Origin of the sequence: Sphingomonas sp. MM-1 (assembly GCF_000347675.2) — a bacterium.
In the GTDB taxonomy this organism is placed as follows: domain Bacteria; phylum Pseudomonadota; class Alphaproteobacteria; order Sphingomonadales; family Sphingomonadaceae; genus Sphingomonas_E; species Sphingomonas_E fennica.
The window spans coordinates 212,289-230,954 of the sequence record NC_020542.1 but is presented as its reverse complement, the minus strand read 5'-3'; the positions used below and the strand labels follow the sequence as shown (position 1 = coordinate 230,954).

Annotated in this window: 15 protein-coding genes; 1 reads left to right on the top strand and 14 read right to left on the bottom strand. The window is 62.5% G+C overall.

The features are described from left to right. Positions 1–109: 109 nt before the first annotated feature. The 3 genes from G432_RS20335 to G432_RS20325 are packed head-to-tail and all read right to left on the bottom strand — an operon-like array spanning position 110 to position 7,149. Positions 110–2,740: an AAA family ATPase gene (locus G432_RS20335; RefSeq protein ID WP_015449353.1), complete on the bottom strand. Its 2,631-nt coding sequence runs from the start codon at positions 2,738–2,740 to the stop codon at positions 110–112. After that, positions 2,737–3,846, bottom strand: coding sequence for a metallophosphoesterase family protein (locus G432_RS20330; RefSeq protein WP_015449352.1), 1,110 nt, complete (start codon positions 3,844–3,846; stop codon positions 2,737–2,739). Before G432_RS20330 ends, G432_RS20335 begins: the two co-directional genes overlap by 4 nt. Positions 3,847–3,849: 3 nt before the next feature. Beyond that, positions 3,850–7,149, bottom strand: a complete 3,300-nt coding sequence (locus G432_RS20325) for a TM0106 family RecB-like putative nuclease (protein WP_015449351.1) — start codon at positions 7,147–7,149, stop codon at positions 3,850–3,852. 104 nt (positions 7,150–7,253) lie between these two features. Between G432_RS20325 and G432_RS20320 the strand changes: the two genes are divergently transcribed. Next, entirely contained in the window at positions 7,254–8,237 is a 984-nt protein-coding gene (locus G432_RS20320) for a helix-turn-helix transcriptional regulator (RefSeq protein ID WP_015449350.1), read from the top strand. Between the two features lie 36 nt (positions 8,238–8,273). On the opposite strand, the gene G432_RS20315 is transcribed toward G432_RS20320, so the two are convergent. The 11 genes from G432_RS20315 to G432_RS20270 form a co-directional block, all read right to left on the bottom strand. Continuing rightward, on the bottom strand, positions 8,274–9,050 hold the full coding sequence (locus G432_RS20315; protein ID WP_050983539.1) for a DUF3883 domain-containing protein: 777 nt from the start codon (positions 9,048–9,050) through the stop codon (positions 8,274–8,276). A gap of 60 nt (positions 9,051–9,110) precedes the next feature. Next, complete coding sequence (locus G432_RS20310) at positions 9,111–9,803, bottom strand: HEPN domain-containing protein (RefSeq protein WP_015449349.1); 693 nt, start codon at positions 9,801–9,803, stop codon at positions 9,111–9,113. A 45-nt stretch (positions 9,804–9,848) separates the two neighbouring features. Beyond that, positions 9,849–10,712: an LPD7 domain-containing protein gene (locus tag G432_RS20305; protein ID WP_015449348.1), complete on the bottom strand. Its 864-nt coding sequence runs from the start codon at positions 10,710–10,712 to the stop codon at positions 9,849–9,851. Continuing rightward, the gene (locus G432_RS20300) at positions 10,702–12,663 is read right to left on the bottom strand and encodes a type IV secretory system conjugative DNA transfer family protein (RefSeq protein WP_015449347.1); all 1,962 of its coding nucleotides are present in this window, start codon (positions 12,661–12,663) and stop codon (positions 10,702–10,704) included. Before G432_RS20300 ends, G432_RS20305 begins: the two co-directional genes overlap by 11 nt. Next, entirely contained in the window at positions 12,647–13,651 is a 1,005-nt protein-coding gene (virB11, locus tag G432_RS20295; protein WP_007684605.1) for a P-type DNA transfer ATPase VirB11, read from the bottom strand. The genes G432_RS20300 and virB11 overlap by 17 nt, the downstream gene beginning before the upstream one ends. Before the next feature lie 3 nt (positions 13,652–13,654). Continuing rightward, positions 13,655–14,878 (bottom strand): type IV secretion system protein VirB10, encoded by a 1,224-nt coding sequence (virB10, locus tag G432_RS20290; protein WP_015449346.1) that lies wholly within the window; start codon positions 14,876–14,878, stop codon positions 13,655–13,657. 3 nt (positions 14,879–14,881) lie between these two features. After that, a complete protein-coding gene (gene virB9, locus G432_RS20285) occupies positions 14,882–15,739 on the bottom strand; it encodes a P-type conjugative transfer protein VirB9 (RefSeq protein WP_015449345.1) in 858 nt (285 codons plus the stop codon). Then, on the bottom strand, positions 15,736–16,434 hold the full coding sequence (locus G432_RS20280; RefSeq protein WP_015449344.1) for a virB8 family protein: 699 nt from the start codon (positions 16,432–16,434) through the stop codon (positions 15,736–15,738). Before G432_RS20280 ends, virB9 begins: the two co-directional genes overlap by 4 nt. A 334-nt stretch (positions 16,435–16,768) precedes the next feature. Beyond that, a complete protein-coding gene (locus G432_RS20275; protein ID WP_015449342.1) occupies positions 16,769–17,713 on the bottom strand; it encodes a type IV secretion system protein in 945 nt (314 codons plus the stop codon). A gap of 18 nt (positions 17,714–17,731) precedes the next feature. Beyond that, positions 17,732–17,944, bottom strand: a complete 213-nt coding sequence (locus tag G432_RS23470) for an EexN family lipoprotein (RefSeq protein WP_171010097.1) — start codon at positions 17,942–17,944, stop codon at positions 17,732–17,734. Next, complete coding sequence (locus tag G432_RS20270) at positions 17,944–18,663, bottom strand: type IV secretion system protein (RefSeq protein WP_015449341.1); 720 nt, start codon at positions 18,661–18,663, stop codon at positions 17,944–17,946. Before G432_RS20270 ends, G432_RS23470 begins: the two co-directional genes overlap by 1 nt. Positions 18,664–18,666 lie beyond the last annotated feature (3 nt).

Below are 18,666 nucleotides of genomic sequence, written 5' to 3'. Positions count from 1 at the left end.
TCGATACTTAAAATATCATCGCCTTTGTCATTCTCGCACAATGCCCGTACTCGTGAACCAAATCCTACGTAACTCCTAAATCCTTCAATGCGAGCGCCAGGCAGCAGGCTCAAAGCTGCACCCGCGTTGCAGTCAAATGCCGGAACGCTCGGTCCCGACAGGTAAGCAGGATCACCTGCATGCGCTGGGAGGCTTCCTCCAGGATCTCGGTCATCAGATCGAGCCGGCCGTCGTCGGAATAGACCAGCGGATCGTCGAGGATCAGCGAAACCGGCATGCCCTGCTCCAGCAGCATGTCGGCAAAGGCAAGGCGGGTCAGCACCGCCAGCTGCTCCTGCGTTCCCTTTGAGAGCGTTCCGCAGGCTTCGCTCAGGCCTGATCGCGTGACCGAGGCCAGCCCCAATTCTTCATCGAAGCTCAGGTCTGCGCCGGGGAAAAGGCGCTCGACATGCACGCGGGCGCGCTGGGCCACTGGGCCAACGAAGGTTCGAGATGCCTCCGCGCGCGCCTCGTCCAGCACATCCTTGAGCATTTTGACCGTGGCCGCCTCTTCGTCGAGCCGAGCTAGCGCCTGCGTTGCGGCATCGGCTTCTTCGGCTGCAACTGCGGCCAGGCTCGCCAGACCTTTGCCACCCTCGCTCTCAATGATCGCCTCAAGGCGGGCGATATCCTTTTCGAGGTCGCTCCGCCGGATTTGCCCTGCCCTTGCCCGGCTATCGATCGTTTCGATCTTGCGGTTGATCGCCTGCGCATCATGCGCGGTGGCGTCGCGCGTCGCTTCGGCCAGCTTGACCGCGGCCTGGGCAACATTCTCCCGGGCTTTGGCGATGGCGTCGGCCAGCCCGGCAAAATCGGGCTTCTGTTCGAGCTGAGCGATGCGATCAGATGCATGGGTCTGATCTCGCTCGGCGCCCGCCTGCTTGGCGGCAAGCGGGCGGTCCCTATCCTCTATTTCTCGCAGGTCCTGAACGGCTTGGTCGTGCAGGGTTTCAGCGCGCACCGCGGCCGTTTCCGCCTCTTCCAGGCGTCGGGTGAGCTGATCGGTCGAGATCTCGTCTTCATCAGACGCCGGCGATTCCGCTGGGACACCGGCCACGAACAGCTTGAGAGCATCGGGGCCTGCCGCGAGATCCAACAGCGGCTGCGCCGGCGTGAGGCCGGTAATTTTGGTTTCGAGCAGTTGGACGGTCCCCTGCGCGTCGCGCGCAGTATCGTTTCGCGTCCGCGCCGCGGCGAGGCCGGCCACGTCCCATTCGGCCAGTTCCAATTCCTGTCGCTCGAGCAATTCGGCGAGGCGGGCTTCCGCACTGGTTGCCGTTGCCGGCGGACGGATGACGAGGATACCCCCGCCCAAGGCAATCTGCGTCTCACCGGTCAAGGTGCGCGGGCTATTTGGTGTCAGGGGCTCGCCGCCTATGGTGATGCCCGTAGCGTCGCCCGTAAGCTCGATAGTGGTAGCGCCGGCATTGACGGCTGCCCGCGCTTCAGCAACAGCACGGTCATTGGCCTCCAGGCGAGCGAACGCCTCAGCTGGAATGACCTGTGCGGCCTGATGGCGGGCATTGGCCAGTTGCTTTTCTAGATTTAGGAGTTCGGTGTGCCGCTGGCGTGCATCGGTGATGGCCGCGTGGCGCTGACGCCTCGCGAGACGTTCCTCCCCCTCGTTAAGCGCCTGACGGGCTGTGGCGCGATCATCACGCGCCTTGTCGAGCGTTGCCTTCGCGTCCGCGACTTTGGTGCGTCCCGCTTCCAGCTGACCTGCAAGCTGATCGCGATCGGCGGTGATTGCGGCCAAAGATTTGCCAGCGGCCGTCAGCGCTTCCTTCGCCGCCTCATGCTGCGATTGCAGATCGTCCAGACGATCGAGGTTTGCAGAGAAATTCTCATGCTCGGCTTTGCGGGTCTCCAGGATCTGCGCAGCAGCCCTGGCGATCTCCAGAGACTGAACAAGACCGGCGCGCTGTTCTTGCTCGGTCTCGTCCGCCAGCTCCCGCTCGATAACTTTCAGTCGGCCGCGCGCGATTTCCAGCTCGCCGAAGCTCGTTTCGAGCGCATCGAGCCGCGTGGTCGCGTATGCAGCGGTTTGCCGCGCCTGCTGGTCACGATCCCGCGCCGCTTGCCAGCGTCCCTTCGACTGCGCCTTGCCAGTCGGCGTCCAGTAAATGTCATACTGCTCATCGATCCGCTTTCGGACGCGCTCATAGGCAGCGCCGCCGACGATCGTGCCGACCTCTGCCTCCAGCGTCGCCTGGATGCTGCTGCGCACGATGCTGCCGGGCGCCGTCACTTCGAGCGCCTGCGCCTGCGGAACCCAAAGCAGACCGAGCGCGCCATAGGTGGTCGGGTCACCACGCTGGCTACTATCCTTGACGAACCCTAGAAGCGCCTGCAGCCGATTTTCAGCGTCCTCGCCCTGCGCTCGACCCTGCGGCCCCGTGACTTCGACTTGGGGGCTTTTGAGAAAGCGCTTGGCGATTTTCCAGCTGTCGGTGCCAATATCGAAACTGACTTCGATTTCTGGCGCGACCGCCTCGCCATAAGGCGCAAAGCTTTGGGCGAGCTGATTCTTCGTGGCATGGCGGACGAAGAAAGCCGCACGCAGGGCCTCAAGGATCGTGGATTTCCCACTCTCGTTGGGCTCGATGATGATGTTGAGCCCCTCGCCCAGCCCTTCGATCGTCAGGGGCTCGCGGAACTTGCGAAAATTGTTGAGGCTGATCCGTCGCAGCTGGAGGCTCATGCTTGGCTCCCCCGATGATATTCGACAAAGAGCCGCTCCATCGCGCGCCGCGCCAAAATGGCTTCAGTCCCGTCGGCTGCGATTGTCTCGGTGAGTTTCTCAGCCGCTATGCCGAGCAATCCCTCGACCTTGAGATCCGCCAAGTCCTGCTCGCCCGGCCGGCCGACAAGATCGTCCGCCCGGACATCCAGGAAACGGAGGCGATGCCGCAGGTCATCTTCGAGCCGCGACAGGATCTCGACACGGTCGGCAAGGCTCGTGATGCCTGCAAGCGAAAGGCGCAGCAGCGTTGCCGCAGGATCGATAGCCGAGAGCAGCACGTCGCATTCCGCCGAAAAGGCGGCCGTGTCCTGCAAGGTCCAATCCCTGAGCAGCCATTGAAAACGGCCGGTGCGCACGGGTTCCACCTTTGGCTCCACTCCCGGCGCAAGCTCGATCATCAGGGCATGGCCCGGCTCATCGCGCTGAAAACCATCGGTTTCGGGGGTTCCGGCATACCAGGTGCGCGGATCGACCTTGAGCGTGCCATGCCAATCGCCGAGCGCCAGATAGTCGAGACTGGACCGCTTCGCGCGATCCGGCGCGATCTGGTTCTTGGTCTCGCCACGCGCGGTAAAATCGCGGATCGAACCATGAGCAAGGCCGATACGCAGCTTCGCGCCTGGCGTTTCCATGCTGTCGAACAGCTCGGTCGGATCGTCGAGATGGTGCCGGTGGAGGAGCGGTGCGGGTAGCAGCCAGAGCCCTGCTTCCATCTCCTGCGCGACGGGCTCGGTGAGCAGGATGATATTCTCCGAGGCTTTGTGACGGACGCGGTCCCACAGTCCGCCGTTGCGGGCATAGTCGTGATTGCCCGGGAGCAGCCACCAGCGGCAGGGATAGCGCTGCATGCGTGAGACTGCCTGGACGATGACCCTATCTTCGGGACCCTCGGTATCGAAGATATCGCCTGCGACAATCACATGTTCTACCTGGTTGGCGGCAGCGACCTCGCCGATCCGGTCGATGGCGTCGAAGCGCGCTTCGCCAAGCGCCGCGCGCACCTCGGGCTCGAACCGGCCGAAGGGTTTGCCGAGCTGCCAGTCAGCGGTGTGGAGGAAACGCATGGATCAAGATCCCGTACTGAGAGGCGCAGAAAACGGCGGAAGGGCACAGAGCGTGTTGACGAGCCGCATCTGCTCGATGCTGCTGCAGTTGGCCTCGCGCAAGCGGTCGCTGCCAAAAACGAGCGCAAGCGCTTTGGCGCGTGAAACCGCGACATTGATGCGGTTGAGCGAGAAGAGAAACTCCATGCCGCGGGCCGTCTCGTCGGCCGAGGAAGCCGTCATGGAGACCAGGCATATAGGGGCTTCCTGGCCCTGGAACTTGTCGACCGTGCCGACGCGGATGCTGCTCGGCAGCCCTGCCCGCAGCGCGTTGACCTGTGCATTATAGGGGGCGACGACGATGATGTCGCCGGGGCCGATAGGGCGCGTGGCGCCGTTCTTGTCGGTCCAGCTCCCTTGCAGGAGATTCTCGATTGCCGCGCCGATCGCCGCAACTTCCTCAGCGGCAAACTGGGCATTACCGTCATGGACGACCGGCACCCAGAAGGCGCCGGCCGTGGGCCAGGCCGTTCCAGTAACGCTCTGGCGCTTGGTATCCCCATGGCTGGCAAGGCGTCCCTCGTAGACCTGGTCTGAAATGAAATCACAAACCGCGAGATGCATCCGCCGGGTCTCGGCAAGGAATATGCCCCGATCGGGAGGGACGGTGGCATGCTCGCCCAGCATCCATTCCAGGCATGACAGGTTGGCGGGCGCAGGATGCGCGCCCTGGATGACCTGAGGCAGCTGACGCGGATCGCCGACCAGCACGATATTGCGCGCGGCACGACCCATGGCGACCAAGTTGGCGAGGCCCACTTGCCCCGCCTCATCGACAAACAACCAATCGAAGCCCTGCACATTCTCATCGCGCGCGAAGAAGAAGGCCGTGCCGCCGACCACATTGGCGCGGGCGAGGATCAGGTCATCATTGGCCGTGGCGCGGTGAACGGGACAATCGCTAGCATAGCCATCATCACCGCTCGAAACTTTGTGGGCGAACGACACGGGAAAGGTGCCGCCTTCTTCCTCGCGCGCGCGCAGGCAGCCGAGCAGGACATTGCGGATCGCTTCATGGCTGTTCGAGGCGACGGCGACCCGATTTCCTGCTTTGACCAGCGCCAGGATCACCCGGGCCGTGACGTGCGTCTTTCCCGTTCCCGGCGGACCCTGGATCGGGAGCAATGTCTGATCCATGGCTTGCGCCGCGGCGATGGCGCCCGCCACCGGTTCCCCGCCGCAGAGGATATCGCCGTCGATGCCGTTCAGGCGCGGGGCGGCGCCCGACAGCAGATCATCGACGGCACGATAGCGCCGCGGCCCGCATTGATCCTCGATGACGTCGCGCACCGCTGCGGCCAACACCTTGGTATCGAGCGGCCAATCCGGATGCAGGGTCAGCCGATCGGTGAGGAGTTCGGCCCTTGCCACGCCGACCTTCAAGGTGATCGTGCACGCATCGCGATCCAGCGCCTCAATCGCAACGGTTGACGGCGGCCCGTCAATCCCGGGCACAGTGGCCTTGCCGCCTTCGCGCAATTTGGTTTCCTGAGACGGAAAGCGATAGGTGCGCATCACCGAGCGCTTGATGGGTTCGATCCCGGATATCGCCTCGAGTCCCGCCAAGGCGTCGAGATCGTCGACAAGCTCTTCCTCATCGCGCGCCGCGCTGTCGAAAACCGTCCACTGAGCAGGCTTGGCTTCACGCTTGTGGAACAGCCCCAGATTGAACAGCAATTCCTGACGCTCTGGAGTCAGAGAGGATGCGGCCAGGCGATCGCGCAGCGCCGTCGTTTCCTCGTCCTCGACCACCTCCTGCTCGGCCGCGTCCTGCGCAAGCACGGGCCAGGGACCATCGGGCCGGATGCCCGCTAGCCAATCGCGCAGTAGCTGGGTCGACTGGCAATCGATCCGATTATAGTCCTCGATCTCGTCGAGGATTTGCTGATCGCCCGTCTCGCGCCAATTTTCATAAGCAACGACCGACCCGCCCGCTGTCTTGACCTCGCCCTCGCGCTTCAAGCCATAAAAGGCCTCCAGCGCCTTTATGGAGTAGCTCGGTTCGGAAGCGATGAGCGCGCCGCGCACGACCGCATAGAGGTCGACAAAGCGGCGTTCGCGCATGAGGCGGTCGAGAAAGGCCTCGCCGATACCATAGCGCGTGGTGAGACGCCGCAGCGCGGTGATCTCATAGGGTGCATAATGATAGATGCGGGCCTGCGGATAAGCCGTGAGGCGATTACGAAAAAACGCAAGCAACCGTTCGAGCGCTTGCGCTTCGGCGGCATGGTCATGCGCCCAGAAGGCATGGAAACTATCATCGGCCCACACGCCGTGCAGATATTCAAGGCCTCCCTCGTAATGGGGGTCGCCCTCGATGTCGTAGAAGAGATCGCCCGCCTGCGGCCGAGGGAGCAGGTCAAAGCCTTTGCCTGGCTGTGCCGGACGCAACTCGAAGGCGGGTTCGCCGGTTTTGCGCGCGTGCTGCAGTCTGGCCTGGCCGACAAGCTTCTCCGCCGTCGCACTCGCAACGCCGCGCACCGGGCCGTCATGCCGAGCCAGCGCGGCCATGGTTTCGATGCCGGACGCCTCGAGCTTCTTCACTTGGCCGCGGGTAATATTGGCGACTTGGAACAGGCTGTCCTGGCTGGTGAAGACGGCGTCGCAATGGTCGGCCCATCGGCACAGCGAACAATCCGCGCAGGGGATCGGCCGCGTTGGCTCAGGGGAAGCAACAAAGACTTCGAGCTTAGCCCGCGCACCGCGCGCATAATGGGCATAGTCGGCCAACCTCAGCGTCGCGCGCGTGCCATCTCCTAGCTGCACATGCGCGCGCTCAGGCATCACGCCCTGGATCTCCGCCAAAAGGTCCGAATAGAGCACGAGCTGCAGCACATGCTTGGGATGGGCTTTGCGCTTCAGCTTGGTGTCGGTCACTTCGTAGCTGAACGGCCCCAGCAATGATGGTCGCTCGACTCGCTCGAGAAAATCGGACCACCCACCCCAACGCTCGGCGAGAAAAGCCCCTTGAAAGATGATCTGCGAGCCTTGCGCCAAGGCCGCTCGCGTCTCGTCTGCATTCTGTGCAAGATCGCCACGCGCAATCTCGACTACCCCGTTGCCCGCGTCTTTCAGCTTCTCCAAATGGGCGGCCTCATGGGCATCGCCTTGTTTCTGAAGCAGGGCTGCATCCTCGGTATCTTCCCGGGGAGTGAGCGGCTCGCCGCGCATATAGGCAAGGTCGAGCGCTGTCGCATGCGCGCAGCCGACGAACCGCATCAGGTCGGTCGCTGAAAACAGGATGGTGTTCCCGATCGTCCTCACTTGGCCCCCTTGATTGCCCAACGCCACCCACGAGGGAATCACCTCGACAGGCGCTACCCTGTTCCTTAGCATGCAAGGGTGTCAATCTCTGACATGGACGTATGATGACTTTCGCCAAGGCCAACGATCTTCTGCGCCTCGCCCAACTCGCCGCCTCGCGGCGTTTGGGTATCAGTCTTGAGGAAATCTCTCAGGAATTCGGCATTTCGCACCGAACGGCGCAGCGCATGACAAGCGCGCTGGAGGATAATTTCGCGAATGTCGTTGTTGTGGAAGATGATGATCGCCGTCGGCGCTGGCGCATCCAAAGTCCCATCCCTGAGCGGCTGCAACCGCGCCAGGAGAACACCATCGAGGCTCTGGAAATCGCCGCTCGCGCAGCCCGTGATGAGAACCGGCTCCGCCATGCCCGTGCGCTGGAAGATCTAAGAGACAGCCTGATCACGCGCCTCTCCCCGCGCGACGCGCTGCGCTCGGAAGCCGATGCGGAGGCGGTGCTATCGGCTTTGGGCCAAGTGGCGCGGCCAGGCCCAAAGGTCGCGATGAGACCTGAGGTCACCGACGTTCTGATCGAGGCGCTGCGCGGACCGTTCAAGATGCGCATTGTCTATGGCGACACCGATGCAGAAACCCGGACGGTCGAGCCGCATGGGCTCTTGCTGGGATTGCGCAGCTATCTCGTTGCTCGCCAGGCTGGTCGAGGCGAGAATCTCCGCCATTTTCGCCTGGACCGCATTCACAGCGCCGAATGTCTCGATGAGAGTTTTCCCATCCAATCCGGCTTTTCCTTGAACGATCATGCGGCGCAGGCCTTCGGCGCTTATCAGGACCCCGCCCAATATGGCGAGATCGTCTGGCGGTTTCTTCCCGAGGCAGCCTCGCGTGCGGCGGAATTCCAGTTCCACCCCAACCAGTCGGCCGAATATCGGGACGACGGCAGTCTGATTGTCCGGTTTAAAGCCGCAGGCTGGCTGGAAATGGCCTGGCATCTCTATCAATGGGGCGACAAGGTCGAGGTGCTGGAACCGGCGGGGTTGCGGGCGCTGGTCGAAGGCCACGCGCGTCCCGACTTCTCGGCCCTGCCCTGATTGACTGATTTGTATCGCCCTTCGTGGCGGCGGTTTTCAATTGAGCTCGGCGAGGAAGCTGGTCGCCGTCAATTGTGCGTGATCGCTCAGGGGCGAGCGCAGCGTGAAGGCGCTTGGCGCACGGGCGAAATTCCACAGCCGCATGAGGCACCATTCCTCGCGCCTCGTATCGGCGACGGCCAGCTCATTGCGAGAGATATGAAAAGGCGTGCGCTCCCATCCGTTGGTGGTCTTGACCTCGATCAGCTTCTCGCGCCCGTCCGCCTCAAAGCTCCGGATATCGAAGCCAAAACCATCGCCATCCTGCACAGATGTCCAGCGGACTTTGTCCGCGAGATCGTCGCGGCCCGCGGCAGATAAATGACGGCGCTCGTGATGCAGCACACATTCTTCACCCGCCTTGCCAAGCGCCCGGTTGCGCGCGTCGCGCTCGGCGACATCATATTTGCGGCCGATCGCGGCCATGAACGCTGGATCGATCGGCGACGGTTCGTTGCGCACCGTGGGCGGCGGCCCGATCCGCAGTGATCCTTGCGCTTCCGGTACGTTCAGGGCAGCTCGTGAGAGCCTGTCGGGAGCCAGCCATTCGGTCCGCGCCTCCAACCACCGCAGGACGCCATCGACCAGCGCATTCTGGAAATTGGCGGCCGGCTTATAGCCCTCGATCCAAGGCTGACCAAGGCCGAGCAAGACCGCGCTGATGTTCTGATGCTTGAACTCGATTGAGCCCTTGCTACGGTCGATCACGGCTTGAAGATCGCGGTTTCGCGCCGCTTTATTGAAGGAGCGACCAACCAGCTCGTCGGTGAGCATGGCGAAATAGTCGGCGACGATGTGATCAATTTCCTGATCGGACCAGACTTCCGCCACGCCCTACTCCACCACCGGGTAGTTCGGCATCGGCCATTCATGCCCGGCATTGTCCATCATGAGATCGATGAAGATCGGCAGCAAGCAGCCGAGCAGCGCGGCGCCATCCCTGACCTGGGCGCGATTGACATCGCTGTTCCATGTCGAGCCACCATGCACCAGTTGGTTGCGCAGCACATAAAGCCGGTCGAACAGGATCGAGAGTATCCTGGCCGTGTCATGATCGCGCAGTGCGGCGCCTATCGCTGTCCGCGACCGCTCGAGCCTGTCAGCCCAGTCGGCATAGCCGGACGCACCATTGTGATGCTGCCAAAAGGGATGGAAGACATAGCGGTTTGCGAGCAGCACCCGGATTTCCTGAGGGAAGCGCTGCCAGACCATGTCGTAGATGCGATGTTTGCCATCAAAGCCCACAAGGGTTGCGAAAAAGGCCTGGAACAATCCCCGCTCACCCTCGGGGATACCAATCACCCGCGATGCTTCAACGTCGCCGGCATAGGCAGCGTTGAAGCCGATCCAGAGCAGGATGAAACGTACATCCTCATCGGCCTGCTCGGCCTCGGCACGGCGCAGCCACGACAGCGCGCGATGCACCCTGAGCGTCAGCGGCTCCGGAAAATCGCCACGCAGCTCGCGCTGCTTGGCCTTCAAGATCTCATGGTGCAGCGGGCTGCCGGGCGGATAGCGATAGGCCATGACCGATATGGTAAAGCCTTGCTGGTCAGGCTCAATCCCTCTCGATCAACGGCCTCGAGATCGTTGCAGCGGCGCTCGTTCCTTGCCGGGTTCCTGCCGGTTCCGGCCTGACGGCTCAACCGCCCGGACCGAGGTGTCCCGCACCTTGGCTGCCTGAAACTGCCGACCTGCCTGCAGATGCGTTTGCACCTTGTCGTTTGCCACCTTCATTACCCTGGCAACGGCATCGGGATTGTCGAACAAGGCCGCGCGCACCACCGTCTCAATCACGCGAAGCTGGCTCTGGGCCGCCCGCGCATTCTTCACCCGGCTTTGCTCCGACGATGTTTGCCTAGACGCCTCATCGGGCTGGCGTCGATCCCGCCCAGGTTCGCGCGACGCCGGCGCAGTGACGGCAGGGGCGATGCTGTTACGACTAGCATCGCGCCGCACTCGGTCCAGCTCCTGCAAATCCCGTTCGCTCGGCCGATATCCCCGTACTTCCAAACCTTGGCGACTGGCTTCGAGCCACGCTGCCCTTCGGAACGTCTCACTGCCGGTAACATGGACGTGTGACCACCCGCGATGGCGAGCGATGGCAACGAGATCGCGCACAACTTCGTCGCTCTCGCTGGAGGTGATGAGCCGTCTGCCCTGGTCACGGAACGCCGGTTCCTTAGCCTGCGCACTCGTGAAATAAGCAGGCTCGCCCGACCATTTGTTCGTCGTGGAGAAATAGCGCTTTCGCAAGGCATCAGGAATGTCACCAGACGACGCCGCCTGGAGAACGGACGGATCGATCGACTTCCCCTTCTTGGTTGCTTCGGGCGACGATTGCGCCGCGTTCGCCGACTTGGCTGCCGCGTCCTGAGCGATCGTATTGCTACGCTTGCTCATACCGCGTGGCACCACAGGTTTTTCAGCGGCCATGATCTGTCCTTTCCTGGATGAGGGGTGAAGATGACGCCCCTTCCGTCTGCACGAGCGCCCGCTCGATCATCGATGACACAAAAGCGATGGCCGCTGCCTCATCGCCGGGCGGCGGCAAGTCGGTCAGGTTGCCCAGGACCAACATATCATCGGTAATCTTAGCCGCGCCCGCCAGTTCACCATCGGTCATTTCCCGCATCTTGGTCTCTTCCAGCAAGGCCCCGCCCGTGCTCTTCGCCGTTGATTTCTCCGCGTCATTGTAAGGGGACACCACCTGATGCTTGCCTGGCGGCAGAACAGTTGGGGGCTGAGCAGCGGGGATAGGCCGCGACGGCAGAATGGGCGGCGCCAACACGCGCCTTGTGAAGCGCGGCATTCGATAAAAGGCGATCTTCCTACCACGAACCGGCGCGATCCCGCCGCGCAGCAACAAGAGCTCGGTCTTGGGCATCTGCATCAGCTCCTGCGGCAGCAGGAGGGCGCGGCGCTGATCGGATTCCGATATGCTGCGATTGGCCAACAGCCCATGAATCGTTCGGCTGCGCGATTTTACATTCATCGTGAAGAAGCCGAGCCGCTCTGAAAGCTCGTTCGCGACCTTCAGCTCCTTGGGCGTGAACACCACCTCAAGCCCGCAATTGGCGATGATTTCGTCGGTAACATCGGGACCATAAATGGCCCGCAGCTGCGCCCGGCTCTGGATCACCGGCAGCAGGCGCAAGCCGTATCCAGCGACATAGGAAAAGCCGCCCGCGATGACCGAGGCCTTCCCCAGCCTTGCGAATTCATCGAGCAGGATCAGGACTGGGACATTGCTGGCAGCGTCGGGCAAATCGCGCGTGTTGAGATCCACCAGCTGCTGCAGGAAGAGGCTGTAAACCGGCGCGATCCGGTCGATATTGTCGGGCGAGACACCGAGATAGATCGACATGCGCCGCGCCCGGACTTCGCGCAGGTTGAAATCGCTTGCCGAGGTCGCGGCATCGACCACGGGGTTGAGCCAGAGATTGAGCCGCGCCGTGATCGTCTGCTTGATCCCGGAAAAGGTGTTGTCCGAAGCCGAGGCGAAATCCTGGATTGCCGAGACGCATGCCTGACTTAGGCGCTGTCCTGCCCCCCTCGCCTCTTCCAGGGCCTTGGGAAGATCGCTCTTGGGATCCCCAGTGGTCAGCCGTCGATAGATCTCGCCGATCGTGAAGGGCATGCCAGGATTGGCAGCAACGAGCGCGCCGACGCCGATGAAGGCCGCCCGCGCCGCTTCGGCCCAAAACGGGTCCGATCGTTCCGGCGCGGGGAAGAGCATGACTGCGATTTTCTGAAGCTCGTTGACGACTTCGGTGTCATCGGCTCGCCGGATATGCGCCAGGGGATTGTACCGTGCCGTCCGCCCTTCAGGGTCCAACGGATCGAAGAGGTAAACCGATTGACCGGCACGTTGGCGATAACCGGCGCTGGTACTCCAATTCTCCCGCTTCACATCGAGCACGACGACCGAATCCGGCCAGGTCAGCAGATTGGGGATGACAACACCGACGCCCTTCCCGGCGCGCGTCGGCGCTTCGAGCAGGACATGCTCGTTTCCGCCGAAAATGAGGAAACGCCCTGCTTTGCGTCCAACGACAATGCCAGACGGGGCACGCAGCCCCTCGCGTCGGATTTCGCCCTCGCGTGCAAACCGAGCCCTGCCGTGCAAGGATGGGCCTCGCCGCAGGATCGTGAGGACAAGAAGCGCGATTACGGCGGCGCCGGCCATCGCACCCCGCTTGATCCAATCCCCGAGCAGTGGATCACCACGATAATACCAGAGCCAGGCCGGCAGAGTGCCGAGATCGATATTAGGTCCGATCTGCCCGAGTCCGAACAAGGCAACGAACAGGGTAATGACAGCCCACAACAGAATTGCGCCGATCACGCACAGGCCAATCGCCCAGGGACTACGCTGCGCCAGCATCGCCCATCCTCGGCTCGAAATAGATCTCGTCGACCTCAAACCGCCCGCCGTGACGGCGTGTCTGCACAACGACGTCGACGAGCATGCGAAGGAGTCCGCGAATATCGTCGCGGGCGAGATCGCGGCCGCCTTCCGATTCCTTGACGAGCAGCGTCAGCTGTTCGAACGCGCCGGCGGGTGAACCGGCGTGGACGGTCGTGATCGATCCGGGATGCCCGGAATTGACGTTCCTCAGATAGAAGAATGCGGTGCCGTCACGCAGCTCCTGGAGCAGGATGCGGTCGGGCCGCATGCGCAGCGCGCTTTCGAGCAGCTGCTTGGCGCCAACCTTGGCCAGGCCCTGCCCCTCGCTCGAATAGACCATATGGACGACATTGCGATGAGGCACGACCAGCTCACGGGTGTCTTCGATGGTGAGCAACCGCTCCTCCGGTGGGATAAGCTGGATGAGCGCTTTCGCGAGGGTCGTCTTTCCCGAACCCGTGGCGCCACTGACCAGAATGTTCTTGCGTGCCGGAACGGCGACCTTGAAGAATTCCGGCCAGTCGCCCGCGTCGCGCAGCGCCACTAACCGCGCATCGACATCGGTGAGACCCTTGGCGCTGGCGCGCGTCATCCGGAACAGCCCGGCCCCAGCCAGTTGGTCGATCGGCAGGGTCACGGTCGACGGTTTGCGGATCGTGAAGGAAGGGCAACCGCTTGGGGTGACCGACGGTATGACGATCTGGCAGCGCTCGCCGCCCGGCAGGACTGTCGAACAGATCGGAGACTGACCATCGATATCCTGGTGCGTGAAGCTCGCCGCGGCAACAGCCAGGGTAGAAAGCCAGTCGCTGTCCAGCTCCGGCATCTCCTGCCAGCGCCACCCTTGGCGGTCCTCGATCCCCGCTTCTCCCGGGCGGTTGACCACCAGCTCCGTGACATCCTCCGGTTCCAGGAGGGGCAGGAGCGGCGCGAGATAGTGACGGAGGACGGCGGTATCGCGCATGGCTTACCGCCGCAGTTCCAGATTGTAGACGTCGGCGAAGTTGAAATCCTTGGCGACGAAGATGCCGACCTCCTCGCCCTGATTCTTCTTCAGGACCGGCCGGATATTGATATTGTTCTGCAAGGCAATCGCCGCGCCTTCGCTGGGCGCCCGGGTCACATTGTTGAAATTGCCATTGCCGCTCGAGGCGGCCTGTCCGGCGATATAGGCGGCATCATCGACGAGTGAGAGGAGCAGGGCGCCGCCAAAACGCGCCCAGAAGAAGCTGTCGACCGCGCCTGCAAGCCCGGCTCGGCCGAGTGCATCGGAGCCAGGCGAGGCAAGATCGATCCGCACGCCCTGGGGCGTTACCGCTCGCGTCCAGAGGACGAACAGGCGATTTTGCCCTTGCTGGATGCCGCCGCGATATTCGCCGAGAACGCGCGTGCCCTTTTCCATGAGTACGACCCGGCCATTCTCGGAATAGACGTCTCGCGGGATCAGGCAGGACGTGTAACCGGGCTGCGCGGAATTGATGGCGGTTTGCAGAATGCAGGGGATCAATGTGCCCGCCGTAATCAGAAAATTGCGGTTCGGCAGCATCGAGGCCCGCGCTTCCCCGATCGAGGAGCTTTGCCGCAAAAGATCGAGCGCGTTGGGCGCCCTGCCCTCGCCGCTCTCTGGCGCTCCGGCAGCGTTGTCGGGCGCTTCCCCGGCAGCCCCTGCAGCTGTGGGCGCGCCGGCCTCGCGGCCAAGATCGCGACCTCCATAGGCGATCAGCGTGGACCGCCGCGCCTGCTCGGCAAGCGTTGGCCGAGCGGCACTGGTCCCGCTCGGTGCCGCGCCCGGCTGCATGGCGGGCACAATTTGGCCTTCAGGTCCGGGAACGCCAGCGGCAGGATTGAGCACCGGCGCATTGGGATCCGTGTCGGCTGCCCCGAGCGGTCGGCGTTGAGGGGCGACCGCGGCATAATCGACTGTTTCCCGAGCGACGATATCGGGTCGTTCCCGGGCTGCACCTGCCGGCGCGGTGAGGTCACGAGACGAGGATTGCTGGCCCGTGCCGGAATTCACCCAGAGAATACCCAAGACCATTGCCGTGCCGGCGAAGATCAGCGCGGTGTTGCGCCGCGCGGGCGTCGTGCCGCCGATCGGCTCGATTCCACGCTCGTGAAGAATTTCGTGCCTTTCGGGCGTTGGATCGGCACCGGGCAGCGGGCGCACGACAGGGGACGGTTCATCGGCCATGGTTCATTCCTGCGGATGGGAGATGGTGCGCTCGACGTGAGACGATCCGGTATTCGTTCCATGATCGACGCCATAAGGTTCGGGCGCCTGGTTATAGATGCACAGCACCTCGCCGCCCCGGCGCAGGCGCAGTTGGCGCGCCACCAAATGAACGACGACGAATTCGTCGCGAACGTCGAACGGGACCAGCGTTTCGGACCCGTCTGGCCTCACCAGATAAATGGCAGGAACTTCCCGGTTCGCCGGAAACCGCAGCACCGTGAATTGGCCATTGTCGGAGACCTCCGACGGCTGCAACTCGCTCGAACCCTGAACCTTATAATTCATGTTGCGCGGACCCTCGATCACCGCATGGTCGAGGGCACCGCGAACAGCCTGGGCCTCCAGCGCCGACGCTTGCATTGCGATCTGTGCCGCTCTCAGGCGTTCGGCCCGCGCCGCCTCGTCCCGCGGATAGCGGAAACGGACCTGGAAATAGGCCTGGCCGTTGCGGCCGGTGATCGGACCGCTACGAGCCGTGAGTTCAAAGGCATAGCTTCTTAAGGTTCCGCCGCGAGACGTGGTGACGATAAGGTTGGTCGGTCCAGCGCGTTCGCGCGGCTTGAGGAACAAGATGTGGCCGGCCACCGCCACCTCCCAGGAGACGGTGTCGCCCAGCGCTACGTGCTGAATCGTTTCGTCCTCGCTGAGGACAATCTGGGTTGCTGTCCGGAAGGTCCCGACGATGCGATAGACCTGCGCTTCCTCATAATCGACGAACTTGACGCGTGGGTCAGACGCAGCGCCACGCGGGACCTCAACCGCATGGGCAGCAGAAAGGGATGCAAACGCGATGAAAACCGCAGCGACCAATGTTTTCATCGGACTACCTCCGGGTCGGAGCGGTAATTCTCGACCTGGAAGCCGAGCGGGTTCCGATAGCGATCACCTTCGGCCATCGGCGCGTTGGCATAGGCGAAAGTGACCGTGGCGATCCAATCGCTGCTCTGCGTATCCGTCTCGGTCTGGACGACCCGTGTGAATCGCACATTGGCAACCCGATCATTGATGAAGGCGATGTTGCGTACCCGCGCCTGGACGACTGCGTTTTTCCCCCAGGCGTTCTGGGGACTGGCAGCATTGTTGTTGCTGAAGAAGCGTGCCCAGCGCTGCTGCTCCGCCGGCTGCGACAGGATTGTCACGAAGCGGAAATTCTCCTCGGCAGCCGCCGGCATCCAGCTTTCACGCGTCCGGACATATTGCGCGAGAAAGTATTTGGTGACCGCTTCATCATAGCGCATCGGCCGCTGGGTCAGCGCCGTCTGGACATCCACCGCGCCCGTCGTCTGATTGACCCGAATGACATAGGGCACGACGGTCTTGAGCGGGGCCAGCGCGGCGACAGCAAAAATGGATGCGGCCGCAAGGATCGAGGTTACCGTCGCCACGGTCCAAGCAATACGTGTCGATCGCAATGCCGATCGAACCCTGTCCTGGTCCCAGCTTCGCGCTTCCTGGAAATAGCGTTTGAGCCCGGAAGTAGGCACCGCCTCCGCGCCATTGTCAGCAACTCGCATAACGAATGTCCTTTGGCGCAAAGGAAACCTTGTCGTCCGGAGGCGCTGGCACTGCGGGCGGAGGCGGTGGATCGCCCACCTGCGGATGAGACAAGGGAGGAATGGGCGGTGCGGGGCGCGGCGCTGTAGTCGCCCGCACCGGCGATCCGGGCAGAACGCTCCCATAGATATTCACGTCACGCAGATGGTGCCCGTTGCAAACGGCCAGCTTCTTGGGTCCGGACGCGCATGCCGCGAGGCCCAGCAGTGGAAGGCTGCCGATCAGGCAGAAAGTAATCTGGCGGATGGTGAACGTCGATTTTTGAGGACAGGGCAAGGTCATGGTGATGTCTCACTATGCCGCTTCGATGGAGCCGCCCCGACGAGCGGCGCGCTCCAGATTGCGGCTGTTGCGCGCAATGCGGCGTTGTCGGAAGGGAGATGCCATTGTCCCCCAGGCGGTCCCGGCGAAGGCACCAACCCCCGCAGCGGCGCCGCCCGCAATGCCGGTGGCAATGGCCGGAGCCTGGAAAAAGAAAATCGTCCCGAGGAAGAGGTAGACGGCGTAGATGACTGCAGCGATCGTGACGTCCGACTTGGCCTCAGCCTCCGCCAACGCGGCCGCGCCCAAATCCGCGACCAGCACTGTGATGGCAATGATCACCGCAATTAGAATGATATAGTTGAAGGCTTGCCCGAGCCACCCATGAAAGAACCGACGAGTCGGCTCGAACAGAGCGAGAGCAATAAATATCGGGCCTAGAGCTATGAGGATCGCCAGCGCCACCTTGGCGAATATCGTAATGGCAAATCCTATAGCTGCGGAAAGGCCTGCCAAGGCGTATAATACAATGGCCAGCGTCAAAAGAACCAGCTTCCAGGGATTTATGTCGAGGTACGTCTCTGCTTCCGCCCGGATAAGACGGATGACATCGTCAACCTGACTAAAATAGTGGTCAAATGCCGAACCAGCGGTGCCGATCGTTTTACCGGCAAGAGCCTGTGCGATCGCATCGGGCATCCCGTGGAAGAGCGGATCGATAATCCACTCCGAATAGGCGACTGTCGTGGCCGCCATATACAACACACAGAGCTTGACCATCCGGGCGAACAGCTCGCCCCACGGCTCGCTAATTATACCTCGCATGACCATAAATCCGAACAGGGCGATATAGATTACGAGGCCGACGGCGAGTGGACCCCGGATTACTTCCACGACGTTTGACAATCGATCATTGAGAAAAAGATCGAGCTTGCCGTCGATATCGGCATAGATGGTCGAGAAAATGGTGGAGGACATTGAACGGTTCTGCGATCTTCATCGACCCAAGGATTGTTCAAGGTTTCTGGAATTCTCGACGCTTTTCGCGTTGCTGCACTCCTGCGGATCGATGTGGGTGCCGTTTGAGCAGGCCTCCAGAATTCGTGACATCTCCTGCGGTGAGTTCGCGAGTTCGTCCTTCCCTTTTGTTACGTCGCAGGCGCAGAGCAGCAGCGTTGCGACCAGTGCGGCGGGTCCGGCTAATTTCATCACCGGGTCTCGCCCAACGATTGTTCAAGCTTGGCCAGAGCTTCTTCTCCTTGGCGCTGCGAACGTAACCGATCCTCCGCATCCTGCCGCATGCGGAGCGCCTGCAACTGCAAGGCATCATTCTGGATGTGGGCGTTTTCGACCCCTACCCTTGCCTGGATGTCCATGACCTGTTTCGCGTCCGAAGCCGTATCGAGCGAGGTGCGCAGTTCTTCCAAGCCCGCTGTGCGTTGGGCCGAGACGCCATAAGCCGACTCCGCGATCGCGGCATCGCGGGCGGCTAGATCGCCATTTCGCAACAGAGTGTCGCGCGACGCCCGCTCATAGGCTGAGGCACCTGGCCGCAGGTCCGGCAGCGCAATGCGGTTGGCATCGCGAATTCGGGTCGCGGCACTGCCAAGCGATCCCAGGCTGGCATTGTCCGACGACATCAACCTGCCGAGGTCGCGGGCCTCGCGCGGCAGAAGATGGCGCATCGCGTCGGTGGAAAGCGACGGGGCAATGCCGTTGACGTCGGTGACCTGATTGAAGCTACCGTAGAGCTGCTTGGCCTCGGCGATCTGCTCCTTGCCCTGCTCGATCATCGACAGGGTGTTCTTGACCGTGGCAAGCGCCTGCAAATAGCCGGAGCTGTCATAGACCGGTATGCCTTGGGCGGCGGCCGGATCTGCCGTTCCCAGGATAATCGCACCGATCGCTGCGAATCTGTCTTTACGCATAGC